At 70.0% G+C, this 22347-nt stretch carries 21 protein-coding genes; 7 read left to right on the top strand and 14 right to left on the bottom strand.

The window, feature by feature from the left end:
* Nucleotides 1-43: 43 nt before the first annotated feature.
* The 5 genes from RCO38_RS17835 (at nt 44) to RCO38_RS17815 (ending at nt 6349) form a co-directional block, all read left to right on the top strand.
* Nucleotides 44-2797, top strand: coding sequence for a cation-translocating P-type ATPase (locus RCO38_RS17835; protein ID WP_374694550.1), 2754 nt, complete (start codon nt 44-46; stop codon nt 2795-2797).
* A gap of 31 nt (nt 2798-2828) precedes the next feature.
* Nucleotides 2829-3302, top strand: coding sequence for a C40 family peptidase (locus RCO38_RS17830; protein ID WP_308329697.1), 474 nt, complete (start codon nt 2829-2831; stop codon nt 3300-3302).
* Nucleotides 3303-3338: 36 nt separating this feature from the next.
* Nucleotides 3339-4436 carry a 3-deoxy-7-phosphoheptulonate synthase gene (locus RCO38_RS17825; protein WP_308329696.1) on the top strand — a complete coding sequence of 366 codons (1098 nt, stop codon included), beginning with the start codon at nt 3339-3341 and terminating at the stop codon, nt 4434-4436.
* Between the two features lie 8 nt (nt 4437-4444).
* Complete coding sequence (locus tag RCO38_RS17820; RefSeq protein WP_308329695.1) at nt 4445-5476, top strand: patatin-like phospholipase family protein; 1032 nt, start codon at nt 4445-4447, stop codon at nt 5474-5476.
* Nucleotides 5477-5548: 72 nt separating this feature from the next.
* A complete protein-coding gene (locus RCO38_RS17815; protein WP_308329694.1) occupies nt 5549-6349 on the top strand; it encodes an SDR family NAD(P)-dependent oxidoreductase in 801 nt (266 codons plus the stop codon).
* A gap of 26 nt (nt 6350-6375) precedes the next feature.
* Here RCO38_RS17815 and infA read toward each other — a convergent pair whose 3' ends face one another.
* The 7 genes from infA to minC all read right to left on the bottom strand — a co-directional run bounded on the left by infA (nt 6376) and on the right by minC (nt 11484).
* The gene (gene infA / locus RCO38_RS17810) at nt 6376-6630 is read right to left on the bottom strand and encodes a translation initiation factor IF-1 (RefSeq protein WP_308329693.1); all 255 of its coding nucleotides are present in this window, start codon (nt 6628-6630) and stop codon (nt 6376-6378) included.
* A gap of 32 nt (nt 6631-6662) precedes the next feature.
* The gene (locus RCO38_RS17805; protein WP_308329692.1) at nt 6663-6947 is read right to left on the bottom strand and encodes a hypothetical protein; all 285 of its coding nucleotides are present in this window, start codon (nt 6945-6947) and stop codon (nt 6663-6665) included.
* A gap of 367 nt (nt 6948-7314) precedes the next feature.
* Nucleotides 7315-8031 carry a hypothetical protein gene (locus RCO38_RS17800; RefSeq protein ID WP_308329691.1) on the bottom strand — a complete coding sequence of 239 codons (717 nt, stop codon included), beginning with the start codon at nt 8029-8031 and terminating at the stop codon, nt 7315-7317.
* Nucleotides 8028-9518, bottom strand: coding sequence for a M48 family metalloprotease (locus RCO38_RS17795; RefSeq protein ID WP_308329690.1), 1491 nt, complete (start codon nt 9516-9518; stop codon nt 8028-8030). Before RCO38_RS17795 ends, RCO38_RS17800 begins: the two co-directional genes overlap by 4 nt.
* 80 nt (nt 9519-9598) lie before the next feature.
* A complete protein-coding gene (gene minE, locus RCO38_RS17790; RefSeq protein ID WP_308329689.1) occupies nt 9599-9859 on the bottom strand; it encodes a cell division topological specificity factor MinE in 261 nt (86 codons plus the stop codon).
* Between the two features lie 2 nt (nt 9860-9861).
* The gene (minD, locus tag RCO38_RS17785; protein ID WP_308329688.1) at nt 9862-10677 is read right to left on the bottom strand and encodes a septum site-determining protein MinD; all 816 of its coding nucleotides are present in this window, start codon (nt 10675-10677) and stop codon (nt 9862-9864) included.
* A gap of 18 nt (nt 10678-10695) precedes the next feature.
* The gene (gene minC / locus RCO38_RS17780; RefSeq protein WP_308329687.1) at nt 10696-11484 is read right to left on the bottom strand and encodes a septum site-determining protein MinC; all 789 of its coding nucleotides are present in this window, start codon (nt 11482-11484) and stop codon (nt 10696-10698) included.
* Between the two features lie 120 nt (nt 11485-11604).
* Here minC and RCO38_RS17775 point away from each other — a divergent pair, with 120 nt between their 5' ends.
* Nucleotides 11605-12552, top strand: a complete 948-nt coding sequence (locus tag RCO38_RS17775; protein WP_308329686.1) for a prenyltransferase — start codon at nt 11605-11607, stop codon at nt 12550-12552.
* Nucleotides 12553-12857: 305 nt separating this feature from the next.
* Here the strand turns inward: RCO38_RS17775 and RCO38_RS17770 are convergent, their stop codons facing one another.
* From RCO38_RS17770 to RCO38_RS17745, 6 genes are all read right to left on the bottom strand, one after another.
* Nucleotides 12858-15536 carry a bifunctional acetate--CoA ligase family protein/GNAT family N-acetyltransferase gene (locus RCO38_RS17770; protein WP_308329685.1) on the bottom strand — a complete coding sequence of 893 codons (2679 nt, stop codon included), beginning with the start codon at nt 15534-15536 and terminating at the stop codon, nt 12858-12860.
* 7 nt (nt 15537-15543) lie between these two features.
* Nucleotides 15544-16470 carry a histone deacetylase family protein gene (locus tag RCO38_RS17765; protein WP_308329684.1) on the bottom strand — a complete coding sequence of 309 codons (927 nt, stop codon included), beginning with the start codon at nt 16468-16470 and terminating at the stop codon, nt 15544-15546.
* A gap of 133 nt (nt 16471-16603) precedes the next feature.
* The gene (gene ubiM, locus RCO38_RS17760) at nt 16604-17812 is read right to left on the bottom strand and encodes a 5-demethoxyubiquinol-8 5-hydroxylase UbiM (protein WP_308329683.1); all 1209 of its coding nucleotides are present in this window, start codon (nt 17810-17812) and stop codon (nt 16604-16606) included.
* A gap of 125 nt (nt 17813-17937) precedes the next feature.
* Nucleotides 17938-18471, bottom strand: coding sequence for a Spy/CpxP family protein refolding chaperone (locus RCO38_RS17755; protein ID WP_308329682.1), 534 nt, complete (start codon nt 18469-18471; stop codon nt 17938-17940).
* A gap of 163 nt (nt 18472-18634) precedes the next feature.
* Nucleotides 18635-19063, bottom strand: a complete 429-nt coding sequence (gene cueR / locus RCO38_RS17750) for a Cu(I)-responsive transcriptional regulator (RefSeq protein WP_308329681.1) — start codon at nt 19061-19063, stop codon at nt 18635-18637.
* A gap of 109 nt (nt 19064-19172) precedes the next feature.
* The gene (locus tag RCO38_RS17745) at nt 19173-19370 is read right to left on the bottom strand and encodes a heavy-metal-associated domain-containing protein (RefSeq protein ID WP_308329680.1); all 198 of its coding nucleotides are present in this window, start codon (nt 19368-19370) and stop codon (nt 19173-19175) included.
* Between the two features lie 124 nt (nt 19371-19494).
* Here RCO38_RS17745 and RCO38_RS17740 point away from each other — a divergent pair, with 124 nt between their 5' ends.
* Nucleotides 19495-21777 carry a heavy metal translocating P-type ATPase gene (locus tag RCO38_RS17740; RefSeq protein WP_308329679.1) on the top strand — a complete coding sequence of 761 codons (2283 nt, stop codon included), beginning with the start codon at nt 19495-19497 and terminating at the stop codon, nt 21775-21777.
* A gap of 18 nt (nt 21778-21795) precedes the next feature.
* Here RCO38_RS17740 and RCO38_RS17735 read toward each other — a convergent pair whose 3' ends face one another.
* Nucleotides 21796-22290 (bottom strand): peptidoglycan-binding domain-containing protein, encoded by a 495-nt coding sequence (locus RCO38_RS17735; RefSeq protein ID WP_308329678.1) that lies wholly within the window; start codon nt 22288-22290, stop codon nt 21796-21798.
* Nucleotides 22291-22347 lie beyond the last annotated feature (57 nt).

Here is a 22347-nt window from a genome sequence, read left to right as displayed (position 1 = left end):
GGCGCAGCGCTCAGGTTCCCGGGCGCGCGAGGACCTGCGTGCTATGGTCAAAAGCCTACCGACGACCTGCCCGCAGAGCCCGCACGTGAGCGAACAACCGATCCCATCTCCCCCGCCGGCCTGGCACGCGCTGGAACGTCCCCAGGTGCTGCAGCGCCTCGGCGGTGTGGCCCCGGACAAGGGGCTGGACCCGGAGGAAGCCGCCGCGCGACTGGCGCAACACGGCCTCAACCGCCTGCCCGAGCCGCCGCGCCGGCCCGCGTGGCAACGCTTTGTGCTGCAGTTCCACAACCCGCTGATCTATGTGCTGCTGGCCGCCGGTCTGGCCACGCTGCTGCTGGGCAGCCATGTGGATGCGGGCGTCATCCTGGGCGTGGTGCTGATCAACGCGCTGATCGGCCACATCCAGGAAGGCAAGGCCGAGCAGGCGCTGGCGGCCGTGCGCGGCATGCTGGCCGCGCGCGCCACGGTGCAGCGCGGCGGCGAGCGCCACCAGATCGATGCCGGCGAGCTGGTGCCGGGCGACATCGTCTGGCTGGAGCCCGGCGACCGCGTGCCGGCCGACCTGCGGCTGCTGCAGGTCCGCAACCTGCGCACGGTGGAAGCGGCCCTGACCGGCGAGTCGGCCGCGGTGGACAAGGACACCGGCGCAGCGACCGAGGGCGCAGCCCTGGGCGACCGCCACGGCATGGCCTTCTCCGGCACGCTGGTGGCGTGTGGCAGCGGCTGCGGTGTGGTGGTGGCCACCGGCAGCGCCACCGAGATCGGCCACATCGGCCAGCTGGTCAGCGAGGTGCAGACCCTGGCCACGCCGCTGACGCGCCGGCTCGACCGCTTCGCGCGCCAGATCACCGCCTTCATCCTCGGGGTGTCGGTGCTCACCATGGCCTGGGGGTACTTGGTCGCCGACATGCCGCTGTTCGACGTCTTCCTGGCGGTGGTGGGGCTGGCGGTGGCCGCCATTCCCGAGGGCATGCCGGCGGTGGTGACCATCGTGCTGGCCATCGGCACGCGGGTGATGGCGCGCAAGAAGGCCATCGTGCGGCGGCTGCCGGCGGTGGAGTCGCTGGGCTCGGTCACGGTGATCTGCAGCGACAAGACCGGCACCCTCACGCGCAACGAGATGACCGCCGTGCGCGTGGTGCTGCCGGCGCACGAGCTGGGCGTGACGGGCACCGGCTACGCGCCCGAGGGCGGCTTCCACCGAGAGGACGGCTCGGTGCTGCACCCGGGCGACGACGCCGCGCTGATGGCCCTGCTGCACTGCGCGCTGCTGTGCAACGACGCCCGCATCCACCGCGAAGACGACCAAGGCTGGGTGCTCACGGGCGATCCGACCGAGGGTGCGCTGACCACCCTGGCGCACAAGGCCGACCTGGACGCCACGGACGCGGCCCAGGCCTTCCCGCGGCTGGACGCGATCCCCTTCGAATCCGAGCGCCAGATCATGGCCACGCTGCACCACGACCACGCCGGTCACCACGAGCTGCTGCTCAAGGGCGCGCCCGAGCGCGTGCTGGCGCTGTGCACCAGCGAGTCGGGCGGGCGGCCGCTGGAGCGCGCGCGCTGGACGGCGGCGGTGGAGCGCGCCGGCGGCGCGGGCGAGCGCGTGCTGGCATTGGCCCGTTGCGACTGGCCGGCCGAACGCCGCGAGGTGGGCCTGGCCGACCTGACGCCGCGCTTCGAGATGCTGGGCCTGGTGGGCATCATCGATCCGCCGCGCGCGGAGGCCGTGGCCGCCGTCGCCGAATGCCGGCAGGCCGGCATCCGGGTCAAGATGATCACCGGCGACCACGCGGTGACGGCGGCGGCCATCGGACGCCAGCTCGGCCTGGAGGCCGACCGGGCGCTGACGGGCGACGTCATCGCCACGCTGGACGATGCGGCGCTGCGCCGCGCCGCCCGGGACACCGACGTGTTCGCACGCGCCAGCCCCGAGCACAAGCTGCGCCTGATCGCCGCACTGCAGGCCGAGGGCCAGCTGGTGGCCATGACCGGCGACGGCGTGAACGACGCCCCGGCGCTCAAGGTCGCCGACGTGGGTGTGGCCATGGGCGGCAAGGGCACGGACGCGGCGCGCGAGGCCTCGGACCTGGTGCTGACCGACGACAACTTCGCCACCATCGCGCGCGCCGTGCGCGAGGGTCGCGTGGTCTACGACAACATCAAGAAGTCGCTGATGCACATGCTGCCCACCAACGGCGGCGAGGCCGGCGTGATCCTGCTGGCGATCTTCGCCGGCCTGCCCTTGCCCGTGACAGCCGGGCAGATCCTGTGGGTCAACACCGTGACGGCGGTGACGCTGGCGCTCTCGCTGGCCTTCGAGCCGGCCGAGCCGCATGTGATGCAGCACCCGCCACGGCCGCCCCAGGAGCCGGTCATCACCCGCACCCTGGGCGGGCGCATCCTGTTCGTGATCGGTCTGATGATCGCCGCCACCTTCTGGGTCTTCCACTGGGAGCTCTCGCGCGGCTCGGCGCTGGAGACGGCGCGCACAGCGGCCGTGAACGCGCTGGTGGCCTGCGAGCTGTTCTACCTGTTCAACGTGCGCCACTTCACCCGCCACGCCTGGCGCCTGGAGACGCTGACCGGCAACCCCGTGGTGCCGCTGGTGGCGGGTCTGCTGGTTCTGCTGCAGCTGGCCTTCACTTACGCGCCGGCCCTTCAGGCCATGTTCCAGACCCAGGCACTGGACGCCGCGTCCTGGGGCATGGTGCTGGCCGTTGGGGCGGCGACCTTCGCGCTGGTGGAACTGGAAAAGGCGCTGCTGCGCGGCGGCGGTGTGCGGCGCCTGTGACATACCCCGGTCCTTCGGTAAGCTTGCTGCCATGCGCCTGGTCCCCCACACCCTGAGTCTTTGCGCCGTTCTGTTGCTGGCCGCCTGCGGCAGCACGCCGCCGGCCCGACCGCCTTCATCGCTGCCCGCGCTGTCGGCCGAACACAGCAGCGACCTGGCGATCCACGCCATGGGCCTGGTGGGCACGCCCTACCGCTGGGGCGGCAACACACCCGAGAGCGGCTTCGACTGCAGCGGCCTCATCGGCTACGTCTACCGGCACCGCGCAGGCGCGGCACCACCGCGCACCGTCGCGCAGCTGGCGGGTTTCGGCCAGGCGGTCGACGCCGACGAGCTGCGCACCGGCGATCTGGTGATCTTCGGCCGCGACCCGGCCTGGCACGCGGGCATCTACGTGGGCGAGGGCCGCTTCGTGCACGCCCCGTCCAGCGGCGGCACGGTGCGGCTGGACCGGCTGGACAACCGCTACTGGGCGCGCCAGATGGTGCGTTTCCGCAGGCCCTGACACGGGCTTTGCCGGCAAGGCGGCGACAATCGCGTCATGAGCACCCACGTTCCCGCCACCCCGCCGCTGTCCACGCACGACACCACCCGCATCGACGATCTGCGCATCGGTGCGGTGCGGCCGCTGATCACGCCCGCGCTGCTGCAGGAGTGGCTGCCCACGCCTCCGGCCGCGCAGGCCCTGGTGGAGAGCAGCCGCGCCGCCCTCTCGCGCGTGCTGCACGGGCAGGACGACCGCCTGATCGTCGTGGTCGGTCCGTGCTCCATCCACGACCACGGCCAGGCCATGGACTATGCGCGACGCCTGAAGCAACAGGCCGACGCGCTGTCCGACGACCTGCTGGTCGTGATGCGTGTGTACTTCGAGAAGCCGCGCACCACCGTGGGCTGGAAGGGCTACATCAACGACCCGCACCTGGACGGCAGCTTCGCCATCAACGAAGGCCTGGAACTGGCGCGCCAGCTGCTGCTGGACGTGCTGGCCGTGGGCCTGCCGGTGGGCACCGAGTTCCTGGACCTGCTCTCACCGCAGTTCATCTCCGACCTGGTCAGCTGGGGCGCGATCGGCGCTCGCACCACCGAGAGCCAGAGCCACCGCCAGCTGGCCTCGGGCCTGTCCTGCCCGGTGGGCTTCAAGAACGGCACCGACGGCAGCGTCAAGGTGGCCAGCGACGCCATCCAGGCGGCGCAGGCGCCGCACGCCTTCATGGGCATGACCAAGATGGGCCAGTCCGCGATCTTCGAGACCCGCGGCAACCGCGACTGCCACGTGATCCTGCGCGGCGGCAAGGCGCCCAACTACAGCGCATCGGACGTGGACACGGCCTGCGCCCTGCTCAAGACCGCGGGCCAGCGCGAGCAGGTGATGATCGACGTCTCGCACGCCAACAGCAGCAAGCAGCACCGCCGGCAGATCGATGTGGCGGCCGACGTGGCCGAACAGATCGCCGCGGGCGATGCACGCATCACCGGCATCATGATCGAGAGCCACCTATTCGAGGGCCGGCAGGACATCGTGCCGGGCCAGCCGCTGCTGCCCGGGGTGAGCGTGACCGACGCCTGCATCAGCTTCGAGCAGACCGTGCCGGTGCTGCAGGGGCTGGCGGCCGCCGTGCGCCAGCGCCGCACCCGCTGACGCACCCCATGCGCCTGCCCTGGCAACCCGCCTCGCCCGCGCTGAACCTGGCGCTGCAGGGCGGCGGGGCCCACGGGGCCTTCACCTGGGGCGTGCTCGACGCGCTGCTGGAGGACGGGCAGCTCGCCTTTGACGGCGTCAGCGGCACCAGCGCGGGCGCCATGAACGCGGTGGTGCTGGCCCAAGGCCTGATGGACGGCGGCCGCGAGGGCGCGCGCGCCGCGCTGCGCCGCTTCTGGACCGCCGTGGCCGCCAGCCTGCCGTTCGAGGTGGCGGTGCCGCGGGCCGACGGCTCGGGCTTCCAGCTGGCACCGGCCATGCGCCTGATGCTGCCGTGGACCCACCACTTCACGCCCGAGCAGCTCAACCCCTTCGACCTCAACCCGCTGCGCCAGGTGCTGCGCCAGCAGCTGGACATCGAGGGCCTGCGCCGGCGCTCGCCGGTGCAGCTGTTCATCGCCACCACCGAGGCCAACACCGGCCGGCTGCGGCTGTTCCGCAATGCCGAGCTGTCGCTGGACGCGGTGCTGGCCTCGGCCTGCCTGCCACGTCTGCACCGCAGCGTGCTGATCGATGGCCAGCCGCACTGGGACGGCGGCTACGCGGCCAACCCCGCGGTCTACCCCCTGCTGCTGGACACCGCCACGCACGACACGCTGCTGGTCATGCTCACGCCGCTGCGCTACGCCGCCACGCCGCAGTCGGCGCGGGACATCGAGCACCGCATGCAGGAACTGGCCTTCAACGCCACCTTCCTGCGCGAGATGCGCATGTTCGCCCACCTGCGCGAGCGCATCGCCCACATCGGCTGGTGGCGCCGTGGCCCGCTGGAGCGGCGGCTCGCGCAGTCGCGCTTCCACGCCATCGAGCCCGGCCCGGTGCTGGGGGAGCTGGGCACCGACACCAAGGCCGCCGCCGGCCAGCGGTTCTTCGAGATGCTGTTCGAGGCGGGAAGGGGGCAGGGCCGGCTCTGGCTGGACGCGCACCGGGCCGCCGTCGGCCGCCACGGCACTGTCGAACTTGCCGGGCTGTTTGGCTGAACGCCCGGCGGCGCTGCCGAGAATGGCAGGGTCCGGATCGCCCTGGCGGGCCTTCCCCACCGGAGAAACTCGATGAGCTCTACCTTGCAAGGCCGCACCGCCCTGGTCAGCGGCGGCGCCCGCGGTCTGGGCGCCGGCATGGCGCAGGCGCTGGCCGCGGCCGGCGCGGCCGTGATGATCGGCGACATCCTGGAAGACAGGGGCCGGGAGACCGCCCGCTCCATCGTGGCCACGGGCGGGCGGGCCGCCTTCGTGCAGCTGGACGTGACCGACGAAGCCGGCTGGCTCGCAGCGATCTATGCCGTCCACACCACGTTCGGAGGATTCGACATCCTGATCAACAACGCCGGTGTCGAGGAGACCGCGCTGGTGACGGAAATCGACGCCGAGGCGCTGCGGCGCATGCTGGACGTGAACATCGTCGGCACCGCGCTGGGCCTCAAGCACGCCATGCGCGCGATGCGCCCCGGTGGCGTGGCCGGCCAGGGCGGGGTGGTGGTGAACGTGGCCTCGGTCGCGGCCACCATTGCATTTCCGGCGATCGCCGGCTATTCGGCCACCAAGTCGGCCGTGGACCGGCTCACGCGCGTGGCCGCCATGGAGGCGGGCCAGCTGGGCTACGGCGTGCGGGTGAACTGCATCTGCCCGGGCCTGGTGCCGACCGACATGGGCATGAAGCTGGCGGCCGACGTGGTGACGGCCGGGCTGTTCCCGACGCCTGAGGCCGCGGTCGGTGCCATCGTCGCTCAGACGCCGCTGGGGCGGCTGGGCACGGTGGCCGACATGGCCGATGCGGTGGTGTTCCTGTGCTCCGACGCGGCGCGCTTCATCACCGGCGCGGGCCTGCCGGTGGATGGTGGCATGGGCATGTGAGCCGCGGCCGTGCCGCGGTGCGCCGGTCAGCGCGGCTTGCGCGGCGCCACGGGGCCGCGGCCCTCGATGTGGCGGAAGTTGATGCGGCCCTTGGTCAGGTCGTAGGGCGAGAGTTCGAGCGAAACCCGGTCACCCGCGAGGATGCGGATGTGGTTCTTCTTCATCTTGCCGGCGGAGTAGGCGATCAGCTGGTGACCGTTGTCCAGCGTGACGCGAAAACGGGTGTCGGGCAGCACCTCGTTGACGATGCCCATCATGTCGATCAGTTCTTCCTTGGCCATGGTGTGGTTCTCCTGGAGTCGTGGGATTCGGATCAGTTCGGGCGGACCACCGGGCGCTCGCTTTCGCGCACCCAGTCGATTCCCTGGGCCATGGCGTAGCGCGCCGCGGCCTCGTGGGTGGGAAAGTCTTCGGTGAAGCGCATCACGCGGTCGGTGCTGGCACTGCCGGTGCCGCTGGCAATCGACACGAAGGCGGCAAAGCGCCCGTCCGCCAGGGCCCGTGGGCGGGCGCTGATGCGGTAACGCCCCAGGGTCAGCGGGGCGGTGGAACAAGGGGTCCGCGCCACTGGGGCGGACATCGGAAACATCTGGATCATCAAGAACTTCTATGGGCAGGGCCTGCGGCTGGGCCGCCGGCCACACAGGGCCCGACTGACAAGGTGGCAGCCCCAGGGTGCCGGGGTGCCCTGCTGCTCCGACCGGAAACACCGCACCGCATCAGCGGCGTCGGAGGTTTCTGGTACCCGCCCTCGGCAGAGGCATGGGGAGGGCAGCGGGGAAAAAGTGCCTCGCCGGAAGACCGCTTGGGGTGCGGAGAGGGCTTGGCTCGCGTTGGAGGGGCCGGACAGACCGACCCTCTGCCGGGGTGGTGGGCCGCGCCGAAGGCGCTGCAACCGGGTCTGTCGCCCAAGGCGAAGCCGCTAATGTACCACGATGTGGAAAAACATGCCAGTCTGCGCCGGTTCAGCGTCCGCAGTGCAGGCGAAACTGTTCGTCGCGCAGCTTCTTGCGGTCGCGCCGCACCGAGTCCTGTTCGCGCGGCGGCAGCGGCTGGCGGGCGTAGTCGTCCAGCACGGCCACCAGTTCGTCCAGGCGCCTGCAATCGCTGGCCTTCTGCTGGGTGGCGTTCAGGGATGCGACCGGCCCCCCATCGGCCGCTCTGGGTGTAGCCCCCTTGGCGGGCCTGGCCAGTGCTTCCCGGTTGCGTGCGAACACGATCTGCTCGGCCAGCGACAGGTTCGCCGGCACCGTGTGCATGGCCACCACCTCGGCGCCGCGGTGCTGGCAATGCACCACCGACCAGAACCGGCCCGCGCCGCGACAGCGGTAGAGCGTGGTGCCCTGCGCGCCCTCGACACTCACCGCCGTCGTGGTGTCGACCGGCTGGCCGCGCATGCCCGCTGGCGCAGGGGCAGGTGTCTGTGCGGGCGCGGCCTTCACGGCCTCCGCGGCCGGCACTCCGGCGACGGCGGCAGGGCGCGACCAGGGCCAGTTGACCAGTGCGTACAGCCCCAGCACCACCACCGCGGCGAACAAGCCGATGGAGAGGCCGTTCATGCCGTCGCGTTCGGGCGGCCGGAACGCGGTGTCGGCCACCCGGTACGGCGCCAGAGATGCGGGCCGGGAGGGTGGGATGCCGGGCGTGGTGTCCGGCCCGTTGTCGGGTTCGGGGGCGCTCACTGCTCAACCACGGTTTTGACGACCTGTCCGACCGGCGGATCGCTGCGGCCCCAGGTGCCGTTGAGCAGCTGGAGACGTTTTTCCGACAGCGGCGACTGGCGGGCCAGTTCGGCGAATCCGCCGCGCGGCATCGGCACGGTCTGCACCATCCAGGGCCGTGCGGCCTCCTGGTCGGCCGCGGTCATGGCGCGAAAGGATTTCTCGGCCGCCATCAGGCCTGGCATGGCGCGGTTGCGCGCGGCTGCGTCGGCCGCGAGGTAGAGCATCAGGTAGCTGTTGTTCTTCGGGCCGGTGACCACGGTGGCCTCGATCGCCTGGGCCTGTCCGTTCTGCGCCTTGCGCGCACCGACGAAATGGGAGGCGGCGAAGCCGTTGATCCGGCCGCGCGTCACCTTGCCCTCGCTGGGCTGCAGGGCGTTGCGGATGATCTCGTCGTGCGTACCGCCGGCGCGCGGCGGCATGGCAAGCATGCGCAGCGCAGCGTCGCCCTGCGGCGCGACGAAGGTCAGCGCCTCGGGCTCGTTCTGAATGCGCCAGCCGGCCGGCGCGGTCATCGCCAGGCCCAGTCCGGTGTGGTAGAAGTTCTGGCCACGCGTCAGCCCCTGTTCGGGGCTCTCGCCGAAGCGCATGCCGCGAACCACTTGCAGGAAACGCTGTGCGCCGTCCGAGGCGTAGCTGCCCTGGTACTTCTCGGCGTTCTGGCTGATCTGCTGCAGGCGCTGGTCGTTGCTGGGGTGGGACGACAGCCAGTTGGTGCCCTCGGGCGCCGGGCGCCCTTCGGCACGCGCTTCGTCGATGGCGAAGGCCTCCTGCAGCTTGAGCACCCGGATCACGTCGATCATGTTGCGCGGGTCGTACTGGCTGCGCGCCAGGTACTCGGCACCCAGGTTGTCGGCCTGCAGCTCCTGCTCGCGGCTGTACTTGGCGACATAACCGGCGGCCACCCCCTGGGCCATCTGGCCGAACATCTCGGTGCCGCCCGACACACCGGCCTGGCTTTCCAGTACAGCACCGAGCACCGTCGCGGCCAGCACGCCCAGCCCCGCGTTCTGCTGGCGCGTCGCGCGCTGCGCGCCATGGCGGGCGGTGACGTGGCCGATCTCGTGGCCGATCACGCCGGCCATGTCGGCCTCGCTGTCCATGTAGGCCAGGATGCCGCGCGTGATGTAGACGTAGCCGCCGGGCAGCGCGAAGGCGTTGATCTCCGGGCTGTCGAGCACAGTGAAGGTCCAGGGGATGTTGGCCCGGTGCGACTGCTTCGCCAGCTTCTGGCCGATCTCGTTCACATAGGCCTGCAGCCGCGCATCCTGATAGACACCGTATTCCTTGAGCACCTCGTCGTGGGCTTTTTTGCCCTCGGCCAGTTCGCTGCGCTCGTCCATGACCGTGCGCTCGGACTGGCCGGTGACGGGGTTGACCACGGTGCTGCCGCAGCCGGCGAGCAGGGCTGCGGCCAGCAGCAGGGTGCTGGCGAAAAGTTTCGGCATGGTGGGCTCCTGTCGGCGGGCCTGACCGCCATCGGACCCATGATAGTCAGGGCCGCCGCCGGTGGCGACCCTGCGCCTCCTCACTTGCGGTCCGGCAGTTCGATCTTGACCTCCAGCACCTCGAGGTCGTCCTGGCGTTCGAGCTGGACCTTGATGTCGTCGGTGTTGATCTTGATGTACTTGCTGATCACCGCCACCAGTTCCTTCTGCAGGGCCGGCAGGTAGTCGGGCTCGGCGGCGTTGCGGCCGCTGCGTTCGTGCGCCAGGATGATCTGCAGGCGTTCCTTGGCGACGCTGGCGGTCTTCTTCTTCTCGCCCAGGAAAAAGGAGAGGAACGACATGGTCACTTGCTCCCGAACAGGCGCTTGAAGAAGCCGGGCTTCTCGGCGTCGATGAAGCGCAGCGGCTTCTCGGCGCCCAGGAAACGGTCGATCACATCGCTGTAGGCCTCGGCCACGTCGGTGCCCTTGAGATGGATCGCGGGCGTGCCCTGGTTGGAGGCCTGCAGCACGTTCTCGCTCTCGGGGATCACGCCGATCAGCTTGATGCGCAGGATGTCCTGGATGTCTTCCAGGCTGAGCATCTGCCCGTCGGCCACGCGATTGGGGTTGTAGCGCGTGATCAGCAGGTGTTCCTTGATCGGCTCCTTGCCCTCGATCGCGCGGCGGGTCTTGCTGCCCAGCATGCCCAGGATGCGGTCCGAGTCGCGCACCGAGGAGACTTCCGGGTTGGTCACCACCAGCGCCTCGTCGGCGAAATGCATGGCCATCAGCGCGCCGGTCTCGATGCCGGCGGGCGAGTCGCAGACGATGTACTCGAAGCCCATGCCCGACAGGTCGGTCAGCACCTTCTCGACGCCGTCCTGCGTCAGCGCGTCCTTGTCGCGGGTCTGGCTGGCGGCCAGCACGAACAGGTTCTCGCAGACCTTGTCCTTGATCAGGGCCTGGTTGAGATTGGCCTCGCCGTGGATCACATTGATCAGGTCGTAGACCACGCGGCGCTCGCAGCCCATGATCAGGTCCAGGTTGCGCAGGCCGACGTCGAAGTCGATGACGGCGGTCTTGTGGCCGCGCAGCGCGAGGCCGGAGGCGAAGCTGGCGCTGGTCGTGGTCTTGCCCACGCCGCCTTTGCCGGAAGTGACGACAACGATCTTGGTCATGGTGAGGGTTCCTCGGGTTCAGGGATTCAGGGATTCGATGACGAGCTTGTCGCCTTCGGGGCCGGACATCAGGCGCACCTGACCGGGTTTGCCCAGCACCTCGGCCGGCAGGGGGTTGTCGCTGGTGCGGTAGATGCCGGCGATGGAGATCAGCTCGGGGTCCATGGACATGGCGAAGATCCGGGCCTCGGCGTTGCCGCGCGCCCCGGCGATGGCCTTGCCGCGCAGCGGCGCATAGACATGGATGTGGCCGTCGGCGATGACCTCGGCACCCGGGTTCACCATGGCGAGGACGACCAGGTCGCGGCCCCGGGCATAGACCTGCTGGCCCGAACGCAGGGGCTTGTCGATGACCAGGGCGCTGGACGGCGCCGCGGGGGCAGGCGCCGACACCTGAGCCGGTGCAGCGGGGGCCGCCTGCGGGACGGGCGCCTCGGGGGTGCGCGCAGCGGCGCTGCGCTGCACGGTGGCGTCCTGGGCCGGCATCAGGCCGGCCAGTTCGGCGGCCGCGGTCTGTGCATCGTTGCCGCCACGCACGGCCACCGGTTCCAGCCGGAACCGGCGCAGCAGGGAGCCCAGCGCGGGAAAGTCGACCACGCTGTCGGCCTGTTCACCCGCCTGCAGCGGGCTCAGGTCGACCAGCAGCGGGTCGTGGTCGAAAAAGTCGGGGATGTCGCCGTAGCGCTGGGTCATTTCCTCGGCCAGCTGGACGAGGTCGGCGGTCTTGAGCAGCAAAGCCACCAGCGGCAGCTGGGCGCTCTTGATTTCGAAACTGGTCGGGGCGCTGGCGCTGAGGACGGTGGACATGAATCCGGCGGGGAACAGAGGGCCGGAAAAGCCCCGGCCAGGTCGGCGGGCAGTTTACCAGCCGACCACCGGCGGCCGGCGTCCGCACGGTGTCCACATGTGTCGTGCACACTGCGCGCCATGAATGCGAGAGATACCCCCCACGGTTCATCTGGCTGGCGCCTCGGGCTCTGGTGGCGCATGACCCGGCCGGCCTTTCTGCTGCTGACCGTGGTGGCCTGCAGCCTGGGCACGGCCACCGCCTCGGCCTGCGGTTGCGGGCTGGACCTGCCGCTGGCCATCGGCACCACCGTGCTGGCGGTGATGGCGCACGCCGCCGGCAACGTGCTCAACGACCTGCACGATGCGCGCAGCGGCGCCGACGCCGGCAACAGCGGCGGTATTTTTCCCTTCACCGGCGGTTCGCGCCTGATCCAGAACGGGGAAACCAGCGAGCGCGAGACCGCCGACCTGGCCCGGGCCCTGCTGTGGCTGCTTGTGCCGGGCGGCCTGCTGCTGGCGGTGAAGGCCGGGGGCGGGGTGATCGGTCTGGGACTGGCCGGCCTGTGGCTGGTTTGGGCCTATTCGGCGCCGCCGCTGCAGCTGATGTCGCGTGGCCTGGGCGAGCTCACCGTGGCGCTGGCCTGGTTTCTGGTGGTCGTGGGGGCCGACTATGTGCAGCGGCGCCAGTTCTTCGTGATCCCGGCCAGCGTGGCGCTGAACTTCGCGGCCATGGTGGCGGCGCTGCTGCTGATCAACGGGGTGCCCGACGCCACCGCGGACGCCCGGGTTGGCAAACGCACGCTGGCGGTCCGGCTGGGACCCACCGGCGCCTGGGCGCTCTACACCGCGCTCACCCTGGGTGCCCACGCCTGGCTGGCGGCATCGGTGTGGCTGCTCATTCCCCCCGTGCCTGCGCTGATGGGGTTGGTTTCGCTGCCCCTGTCGCTGTTCGCTTCCGGCTGGCTGTTCCGCCATCGCCACCAGACCGCCCGTCTGCACCCGGCCCTGGCCGCCACGGTGGCGGCCACCCTGCTGCACGGCCTGGGCATGGCGGCAGGTTTTGCCTGGCTGGGTTGGAACCACTGAGCAGTTTTCAACAAGTCTGTTGATAACTTTTTAAGAACACCGTTGTTATCCACAGAATCTGGCCTGCAGGCCGAGTTGTTCATTTTCCGGCTGAACAGCGTCAGAACTTTTCAAACAGTGTTTGCAAGGCCTCCGGTCTTTGATTTCAAAGGAAAAAACCGGCTTGTCCACACCAGAAGCCGTCCTCTACTACTACAACGATTTAGAGATATTGAGATAGTTGAATAAGACAGGGATAAAAAAAGCGCCGCCGGAGGGGGCTCCGGGGCGCTTTTTGACGGGTGTTCAGCCGCTCTGGCGGCCGTTCAGAGGGCGTGGGTGACGAGCTTGAAGTCCGGGTCTTCCACGAACGGCTTGATCTGGAAGCCCAGTCCCTTCATGAGCTTGAGCATGCCGGGGTTGTTGGCCAGCACCAGGCCCTCGATCTCGGCCAGTCCCTTGTCCCGGGCCTCTTCCATGATGCTGAGCATGAGGCGCGAGCCCAGGCCCTTGCCGTTGAAGTCGTCGGCCACCACCAGCGAGAACTCGCAGCTGGATTTGTCCGGATTGGTGATGTAGCGCGAGACACCGACGACCCGCTCGGTCTCGACGATTTCGCCGTGTTCGCCGGCCTTGCGCTCGCGGTGGATGGCCACCAGGGCCATCTCGCGGTCGTAGTCGATCAGGGTCAGGCGCGAGAGCATGGACGGCGGCAGCTCCGTCATGCTGGAGACGAAGCGGTAGTAACGGCTTTGGGGCGAGAGGTTCTGCACCAGGTCCTGCAGCATCTGGGCGTCGTCCGGGTGGATCGGGCGGATGGTGTACTCGCCGCCGCCGCGCAGCGGCCAGACCTGCTCGTAGCGCGCCGGGTAGGGCAGGATGGCCAGGTGCGCGTAGTTGCGGGCCGTGGCCGGCGCACTCTCGATGACGATGCGGGCGTCGACCGCCACCGCGCCGTCTTCGTCGACGATGATGGGGTTGATGTCCATCTCGCGCAGCTGCGGCAGCTCGCAGACCATCTCGGAGACGCGCAGCAGCACGTGTTCGAGCTCGTCCATGTCGACCGCCGTCGCCCCGCGCCATTCGCCCAGGGTGTCGGCCACGCGCGAACGCTCGATCAGGCGGCGCGCCAGGAACTGGTTGAGCGGCGGCAGCTCCATGGCCTGGTCACCGATCAGCTCGATCATGGTGCCGCCGGCGCCGAAGGCGATCACCGGGCCGAAGGGGTCGTCGGTCTTGAGGCCGATGTAGAGCTCGCGCCCGCGCTTGCTGCGCGCCATCTTCTGGATGGTCACGCCGTTGATCTTCGCGCCGGGCTGCAGCTTGGCCACGCTCTGGATCATGGTGTTGTAGACGTCGCGCACCGCGGTGGCGTTCATCACGTTCAGCGCCACGCCGTTGACGTCGCTCTTGTGGCTGATGTCGGGCGAGTCGATCTTGAGCGCCACCGGGTAGCCCAGCTGGGTCGCGATCATCATGGCCTCGTTGGCCGTGCGCGCCAGGATGGTCTGTGTGACCGGGATGTGGAAGGCCGAGAGCAGGGCCTTGGACTCCATCTCGGTGAGCACCTTGCGGCGCTCGGTCAGCACGTTCTCGATGATCAGGCGCGCGCCCTCGATGTCGGGGTTGGCCAAGGTCGAGAGCGGCGGCGGGGTCTGCTGCAGCAGCTGCTGGTTCTGGTAGAAGCTGGCGATGTTGCCGAAGGCGCCCACCGCGGCCTCGGGCGTGCGGAAGCTCGGGATGGCGGCCTTGCCCAGCACCTCGCGCGCCTCGCCGACGGACGCGTCGCCCATCCAGCAGCACAGCAGGGGCTTGTTCATGCGCGCCTTGGCCTCAGCCATCACGCGCGCCACGTCGGTGGCGTCGACGCCGGCCTTGGGCGAGTGAACCACCAGCACGCCGTCGACCGAGCGGTCCTGGCCGGCGGCGTTGATGGCCGCCAGGTAGTGCTGGGCGCTGGCCTCTTCGGAGAGATCGACCAGGTCGCTCAGGGACGCGAGCGCCGGCAGCTGGGGCTTCAGCGCCGCCATGGTCTCGGGCGAGAGCTTGCCTAGCTGCAGCGCAATCTCGCTGACCCAGTCGGCCGCCAGCACGCCGGGGCCGCCGCCGTTGGTGATGATGGCCAGGCGCTTGCCCACCGGGCGGTAGCGAGAGGCCAGGCACTTGGCGGCCGAGAACAGCTCGACGAAGGAGCGCACCCGCACCGCGCCCGCGCGGCGCAACGCGGCGTCGAACACGTCGTCGCTGCCCACGATGGCGCCGCTGTGGGTCTGCGCGGCCTCGTTGCCCGCGGTCTTGCGGCCGGCCTTGAGCACCACCACCGGCTTGGCGTTGGCGGCGGCGCGCAGGGCGCTCATGAAGCGCCGGGCGTTGGAGATGCCCTCCAGATAGACGACGATGCTGTGCGTTTGCGCATCCGAGGCCAGGAAATCGAGCACCTGGGCGATGTCGACCGCGGTCTTGGGACCCAGCGAGACCACGGTGGAGAAGCCGACACCGTTCTGGCTGGCCCAGTCCAGGATGGACGAGGTCAGCGCGCCCGACTGCGACACCAGGGCCAGCGGACCCACCGCGGCCAGGGGCCCGGCGACGCTGGCGTTGAGCCCGCTGCGGGGGCGCTGGAAACCGAGACTGTTCGGGCCCAGCAGGTGCAGGCCATGGCGCCGGGCCACCTGGTGCATGTCGGAGGCGATGTCGGCATTGGCACCGCTGCCCACCACCAGGGCCGCCTTGCACTTGATGCGGCCGGCGACTTCCAGGGCCGCGAGCGCTTCCTCGGGAGGCAGCGCGATGATGGCCAGGTCCGCGCGTGTCTGGGCCAGGTCGGCCAGGGTGCCGCTGGTGTGGATGTCGAGGAAAACGAGGCTGCCCGAGAAGCGCTGGCCGGTCAGCGCGGCGCAGAGGGTGCGCGCGTGCGCGATCTGGCTGTCCGGGTCTTCGTGGTTGCCGGCGAAGACCGCAATGGTGTCGGGCTGGAAGAGGGGGGTGAGGTAGTGTTTGTCCATAAATCGTTCAGTCGGCCCCGATGAGGACCCTGACATGTGCGGCCACGCTGCGGGCCAGGGGGCTGAGCACGTAGCCACCTTCGAGGCAGGAGATGACACGGCCGTGGCAGTGCTTTTCGGCGACTTTCATGAGTTGCTGGGTGACCCAGGCGTAGTCGGCCTCGACCAGGCCGAGGTTGCCCATGTCGTCCTCGCGGTGGGCGTCGAAACCGGCGGAGATGTAGATGAGCTGGGGCTGGAAGGCGTCGAGGGCCGGCATCCAGTGTTCGGTCACCGCGGCGCGGAAAGCATCGCTGCCGGAGCGGCTGGGCAGGCCGACGTTGACCATGTTCGGACCGGTCGCGTTCTCGCCGTTGAAGGGATAGAGCCCCTTCTCGAAGATCGAACACATCAGCACCCGCTCGTCGCCGCGGAAGATGTCTTCGCTGCCGTTGCCGTGGTGCACGTCGAAGTCGATCAGGGCGACGCGCTCCAGGCCATGCACGTCCAGTGCGTGGCGGATGCCGACGGCGACATTGTTGAAGAAGCAGAAGCCCATGGCGGCCGAGCGTTCGGCGTGGTGGCCGGGCGGGCGGATGCTGCAGAAGGCGGTGGGGGCTTCGCCCGCCAGCACCAGGTCGGTGGCCTGCACGGCCGCACCCGCGGCGCGCAGCGCGGCCTGCAGCGTGTGCGGGCACATGTTGGTGTCCGGGTCGACCGCGTGCAGGCCCTCCCTGGGTGAGGCTTCGAAGATTTCCTTGACGTAGAGCGAGGCGTGGGCGCGGCCCAGCTGTTCCTCGGTGGCCAGCGGCGCGTCGTAGGGCACCATGTAGTCCAGCAGCCCCTTGACCAGCAGGTGGTCGTTGATGGCGCCCAGGCGCTCGGGGCACTCGGGGTGGTGCGCGCCCATGTCGTGGCGGGCGCAGTCGGCGTGGCTGATGAAAGCGGACAGCATCGTTCGGGTCTCCTCGGGGCGGAACAGGGCCGGACGACTGCGCGCCCGTGCCGATTGATTTCCATCAATCTAGACCCGTAGGCTGACGGCTGCCTTGACGCAACGCAACAAGGCCCTGTGGGGCGCGGGGAGGTCAGCCCAGCCCGGTGAGGGAGGCTGCCACCGCCCGTTTGAACGGTGTGAAGCGCTCTCCGAGTTCCACCATGCCGCGGCGCAGCCAGCGCGCGGGCACGTGTTCGCGCGTGTAGAGCGTGGCCACCGCGTGGGTGGCCATGTAGAGGCCGCGCGCAGCGCGCTGGTGGACCAGCTGGTAGCGCTCCAGCAGCTGGGGCGAGGCGATGTCCTGACCGCTCTGGTGGGCCTGGATCAGCGCCTTCGACAGGGTGTCGATGCTGCGCAGGCCCAGGTTGAAGCCGTGCGCGGTGACCGGGTGCATGCCGACGGCGGCGTCGCCCACGACGGCGAAGCGCTGTGCCACGAAACGCCGCGCCCAGACGCCGACCAGCGGGTAGGCGTGGCGCGTGCTCACCAGCCGCATGTCGCCGAGCTGGCCGCCGAAGCGCCGGGTCATTTCGCGGTTGAAATCGCCTTCGTCCAGCGCCAGCAGAGGCTGGATGGCCTGGTGCGGCAGGGTGAGCACCACCGACGAACGCGGCAGCCCGCTGGCCGGGTCGGGGTTCATCGGCAGCAGGGCCAGGGTCTGGCCATGGTCGAACCACTCCCAGGCGGTTTCATGGTGGGGCCGCTCGTGGGTCATGTTGCAGACCAGCATGGTGCGGCCGTAGTCGTGCATGTCGGCGGCGATGCCCATGGCGCGGCGGGTGCTGGAGTGGCGGCTGTCGGCGGCCACGACCAGGCGGGCCGACAGGGTCTCGCCGCCGGCCAGGGTCAGGCGGGCCGACTGGGCGTCGGTCTGGATGCCGGTGACCTGGCGGCCGCAGCGCAAACCGGGCACCGGGCCGTCGCCCTCGCCCAGCGCGGCCTCGAAGGCGGCGCGGCGGATGTGGTGGTTGGCGACCAGGAAACCCAGTTCGGACTTGGTGCTCAGTTCGTGGCCGATGCGCATGCGCGACTGCGCACCGCCCACCCCGCCGTCGAGCACCAGTGCGTCTTTCAGCGGCGCGATGTTCGCTTCACCCAGCCGCGGCCACAGACCGAGCTGGCGCAGCAGCTCGGCGCTGTGCTGGGTCAGGGCGATCTCGCGGCCGTCGAAGGCGGGGTTCTGCAGCGATTCGAGGGGAGCCTGTTCGATCAGGGTGGTGCGCAGGCCGCTGCCGCGCAGCGCCCGGGCCAGGCTGAGGCCGGCCGGCCCGGCGCCCACGATGAGGAGGTCGTGTTCCATGGCGCGGCAGCTTACGTGCGCGGCATGCGCTGGGGATTGACTCAGGTCAACGGGCACAAAAAAGCCCCGGCGGACCGGGGCTGTGAGTGCTGAGGAGAACCGATCAATGAAGGCTGGGGGAGACATCAGCCGGCCTTGGCGCCGGGGCCGTCGCAGCCCATGCCGCCCATGCGGTGCCCGCCCTTCATGCCGGCGCGGTGCATGCCGCCATGGGCCTGGGTGTCGAACACCTTCTGCTGCTCGGGGGTGAGCGCGGCATAGAAGGTCTTGACCGCCTCGATGCGCTTGGCCATGGCGGCGTCGCGCTCCGCGCGCAGGGCCTGCATCCTGTCCAGGCGCTGCGGCGTGGTCAGCTGGCTCCAGTCTTCCCGCGCCATGCCCGGCGCATTGGCGGGCGGATTCGGTGCCGTGCCGGCCACGTAGGCATTCCAGGCGGCTTCCTGCGAAGCGGTGATCTTCAGGGCCGACTTGAGTTGCGCCTGGTGTTCCGCGTGGCGCTTCTGCATCTGTTCCATGCGCTGGCCCATGTGCTGGCTGTGCTTCTGCTGGTCCATGCTGTGGTGCTGGCCCATGCCCTGGGCGATGGCGGTGGCCGACACACCGGCAATGCCGGCGAGGATGGCGGCGACGATGAGGCTGCGTTTGACGAAGGGTTTCATGCGAGGGCTCCTTGAGGTTGAGGGGGAGGACACCGGGCGGCAAGGCCAGTGCCTTGGGTCCAGTGTCATACCCCCGTGTGTACCGTTGTCTGCCCTTGTGATGCTGTCCGGTAAAGATTTGTTCCGGAACCGGCGACCGGGCGGGCCCGGGGTTTGATCCCCGTCAAGGATGGGCCAGATCGTCCAGGATCGGGCAGTCGGGCCGTTCGTCGCCCGGGCAGTGGCACAGCAGGGTGTGCAGGCTGCGCTGCATGGCCTGCAGCGCCTCGATGCGCTGGGCCAGGTCGTCGTGGTGCTTCTGGGCGATGCGCTTGACGCTGGCGCTGTTGCGCCGCCGGTTGTGCCACAGGCCGACCAGCTCGGTAATGGCGTCCAGGCCGAAGCCCATGTCGCGCGCGCGGCGGATGAAGCGCAGCGTGTGCACGTCGGCCAGGCTGTACTGGCGGTAGTTGCTGCCTGTGCGCGCCACCTCGCCCAGCAAGCCCAGCGACTCGTAGTGGCGCAGCATCTTGGGCGAGATGCCCGAGAGCTGCGCCGCGGTGCCGATGTTGACCGGCCAGGTGGTGACCGCCTCGATAGATGAGCCGCTCATGCGATCCGCCGCCGGGCCGCCCCAAGGCGGATCAGCCCCCGGACCCGGCATGGACCGGGTCCCTTCCCGGTCCTGGGGCAGCGACCCGCGCAGCGGAGGAGCGTGGGGGTCATACGACCGAATAGCCCTCTTCGCGGATCGCAGCGGCCACCGCCTCGCGCGGCTGGGCGGTGTGCACCTCGACGAGGTTCTGGGTGCGGTCGATCTTGATCTCGGCCTGTGGGTCCAGGGTCTTGATGGCCGTCTGCACGGCGCGTTCGCAGTGGCCGCAGGTCATGCCCTGCACGGTGAACGTCTGTTGGCTCATGGGAATCTCCGGTGGATTGAAACAGCGCAATGATGCACCTTGACACGGTGTCAAGGTCAAGCGGCCTTGGGAGATACACCTTGTGGCTTGACCTTCCCATGGGGGTAAACCTTATGCTCGCCCTATGAACACCGCCACGCTTGAACTGAACGACGACACCTGCCAGATCGACCTGGGCATCGGTGGCATGACCTGTGCCTCCTGCGTTTCTCGCGTGGAAAAGGCCTTGCGCAAACACCCGGGCGTGGAGGCGGCGACGGTGAACCTGGCGACCGAGTCGGCGCGCATCCTCTACCGCGGCGCCGACGCCACCCACGCCGCGGCGCTGATGCGGCGCGCGGTGCGCGATGCGGGCTATGAGCCGCGGGCCATGGATGCGCCCGAGGTGGAACAGGAGCGGCTGTGGGGCCTGCCGGCGGACCTCTGGCCGGTGGTGATCGGCGCCCTGCTGTCGGCACCGCTGGCCCTGCCCATGGTGGGCGACCTGTTCGGCAAGCACTGGATGCTGCCGGCCTGGGTCCAGTTCCTGCTGGCGACGCCGGTGCAGTTCTGGCTCGGTGCGCGCTTCTACAAGGCCGGCTGGCACGCGCTGAAGGCGCTGACGGGCAACATGGAGTTGCTGGTGGCCATCGGCACCACGGCGGCCTGGGCACTGTCCACCTGGCTGTGGTTCAAGGCCGAGCCTGACGAGATGGTGCACCTCTACTACGAAGGCGGTGCCGTGGTGATCACCCTGGTGCTGCTGGGCAAGTGGCTGGAGGCCCGCGCCAAGCGCCAGACCACCGACGCGATCCGCGCGCTGCACGCGCTGCGGCCCGAAACGGCGCACCTGGTGCCCGACGGCGTCAAGCGCACCGAGATGAGCGATGTGCCGGTGGACGAGTTGCTGGCGGGCGACATCGTGCGTGTGCTGCCGGGCGAGCGCTTTCCGGCCGACGGCGAACTGCTGCTGGGCGAGACCCAGGCCGACGAATCCATGCTGACCGGCGAGGCGATGCCGGTGCCCAAGCGCCCCGGCGACCGCATCACCGGCGGCTCGCTCAACGGCGAAGGGTCGGTGGAGCTGAAGGTCAAGGCGGTGGGTGCGCAAAGCGTGCTGGCCCACATCATCGCCCTGGTGCAGGACGCGCAGGCCGGCAAGGCGCCGGTGCAGCGGATGGTGGACCAGGTGGCGGCGGTGTTCGTGCCGGTGGTGCTGTTGATCGCGCTGGCCACGCTGGCGGGCTGGCTCTGGGCCGGCGCACCGGTGGAAGACGCGCTGCTGCACGCGGTGGCGGTGCTGGTGATCGCCTGTCCCTGTGCGCTGGGCCTGGCGACGCCGGCCGCGATCATGGCGGGCACCGGCGTGGCGGCGCGCCACGGCATCCTGATCAAGGACGCGCAGGCGCTGGAGATCGCCCACAAGGTGGACACCGTGGCCTTCGACAAGACCGGCACGCTGACCGTGGGCAAGCCGCGGCTGCTGCTGATCGAGGCGGTGCCGGGCGCCGACGAAGAGGCGGTGCTGGGCGCGGCGGCGGCGCTGCAGGCGCAAAGCGCGCACCCGCTGGCGCACGCGGTGCTGGAGGCGGCGGTGGCGCGCGGCATGGCCGTGCCGGCCGACGCGGCCCGGGAGGTGCAGGCGGTGACCGGTCGCGGCACCCTGGGGCAGATCAAGGGCGTGACGCTGGCCCTGGGCAGCCTGCGCTGGATGGACGAGCTGGGCGTGCCGCTGGGGCCGCTGGCGCTGGCGGTGCACAAGCACCAGGCCGACGGCGCCACGGTCTCGCTGCTGGCCAGCCGCGGAGACGATGAGCAGCCCTGGTCGCCGCTGGCCCTGCTGGCCTTCGGCGACGAGCCCAAGCCCGGTGCGGCCGGGGCTCTGGCGGCACTGAAGGCCCAGGGTCTGCGGACCTACATGGTCTCGGGCGACAACCGCGGCGCGGCCGAGGCCATGGCGCGGCGGCTGGGGATGGACGTGGACGGCGGCGCGGTGATCGCCGAGGTGCTGCCGGGGGACAAGGCGGCGGTGGTGCACCGGTTGCGCGAAGCCACGGGCACGGAACCTTCACACACCGTGGCCATGATTGGCGACGGCGTCAACGACGCGCCGGCCCTGGCCGCCGCCGACGTGGGCATCGCCATCGGCAGTCGCGAGGGCGGCTCCGACGTGGCCATGCACGCGGCCGGCATCACGCTGATGCGCGGGGACCCGGCGATGGTGCCGGCGGCGCTGGACATCTCGCGCCGCACGGTGAGCAAGATCCGGCAGAACCTGTTCTGGGCCTTCGCCTACAACGCGGCAGGCATCCCGCTGGCGGCGCTGGGTTACCTGAGCCCGGTGCTGGCCGGTGCGGCGATGGCGCTGAGCTCGGTGAGCGTGGTGAGCAACGCGCTGCTGCTCAAGCGCTGGAAACCCGGGCGCTGAGGCCGCCCGGGCCGCCGCTCACTGGCGAATGGCTTCGGCCGTGCGTTCGGCCGTCGGGGCCGGCGCAGCGGGCGCCTCCACCAGGGGCTGGGAGGGCCGGTAGCCGTCGAGCGCCTGCTGCGTGTCCAGCTCGCGCATCTGCCTGAAGTCGTTCTGGAACAGGATCTTCTGCCCGTCGTTGCGCAGCTGGATGTGGGTGACCTGGCCCAGCGCGGCGCTGTGCTCCAGCAGGTAGTTCTGTGACGACTCGGCGATGCGGGTGATCTGCGCATCGCTGAACCGGCCACCGGCCCGCAGGCCGTCGACCATGTGCTGCAGCGAGGCCGCGCTGGTGGCGTCCAGCGCCGGGGCAATGCCCAGCGCCTGGAGCGTGGAGCGGTCGCCGAAGCCGGTGGGGGCGAGCCGGTGCTCGCGCTGGAACTCGGTGAGCAGGCGCTCGGTGCCCGGACCGAAGTCGCTGTCGTCCTTGATGGCCTTGCCATGGCGCTGGAGGGCCAGCTGCAGCGTTTTCACGTCGTCGCCCTGGTGCTAGCACTTTGGTTTGCAACGACTTGTAAGACCTGCCCCCAT

This window comes from Hydrogenophaga pseudoflava, from assembly GCF_031020795.1.
In the GTDB taxonomy this organism is placed as follows: domain Bacteria; phylum Pseudomonadota; class Gammaproteobacteria; order Burkholderiales; family Burkholderiaceae_C; genus Hydrogenophaga; species Hydrogenophaga pseudoflava_A.
Note: the sequence above shows the minus strand (reverse complement) of the source record. Positions and strands in the feature narration are given on the sequence as shown.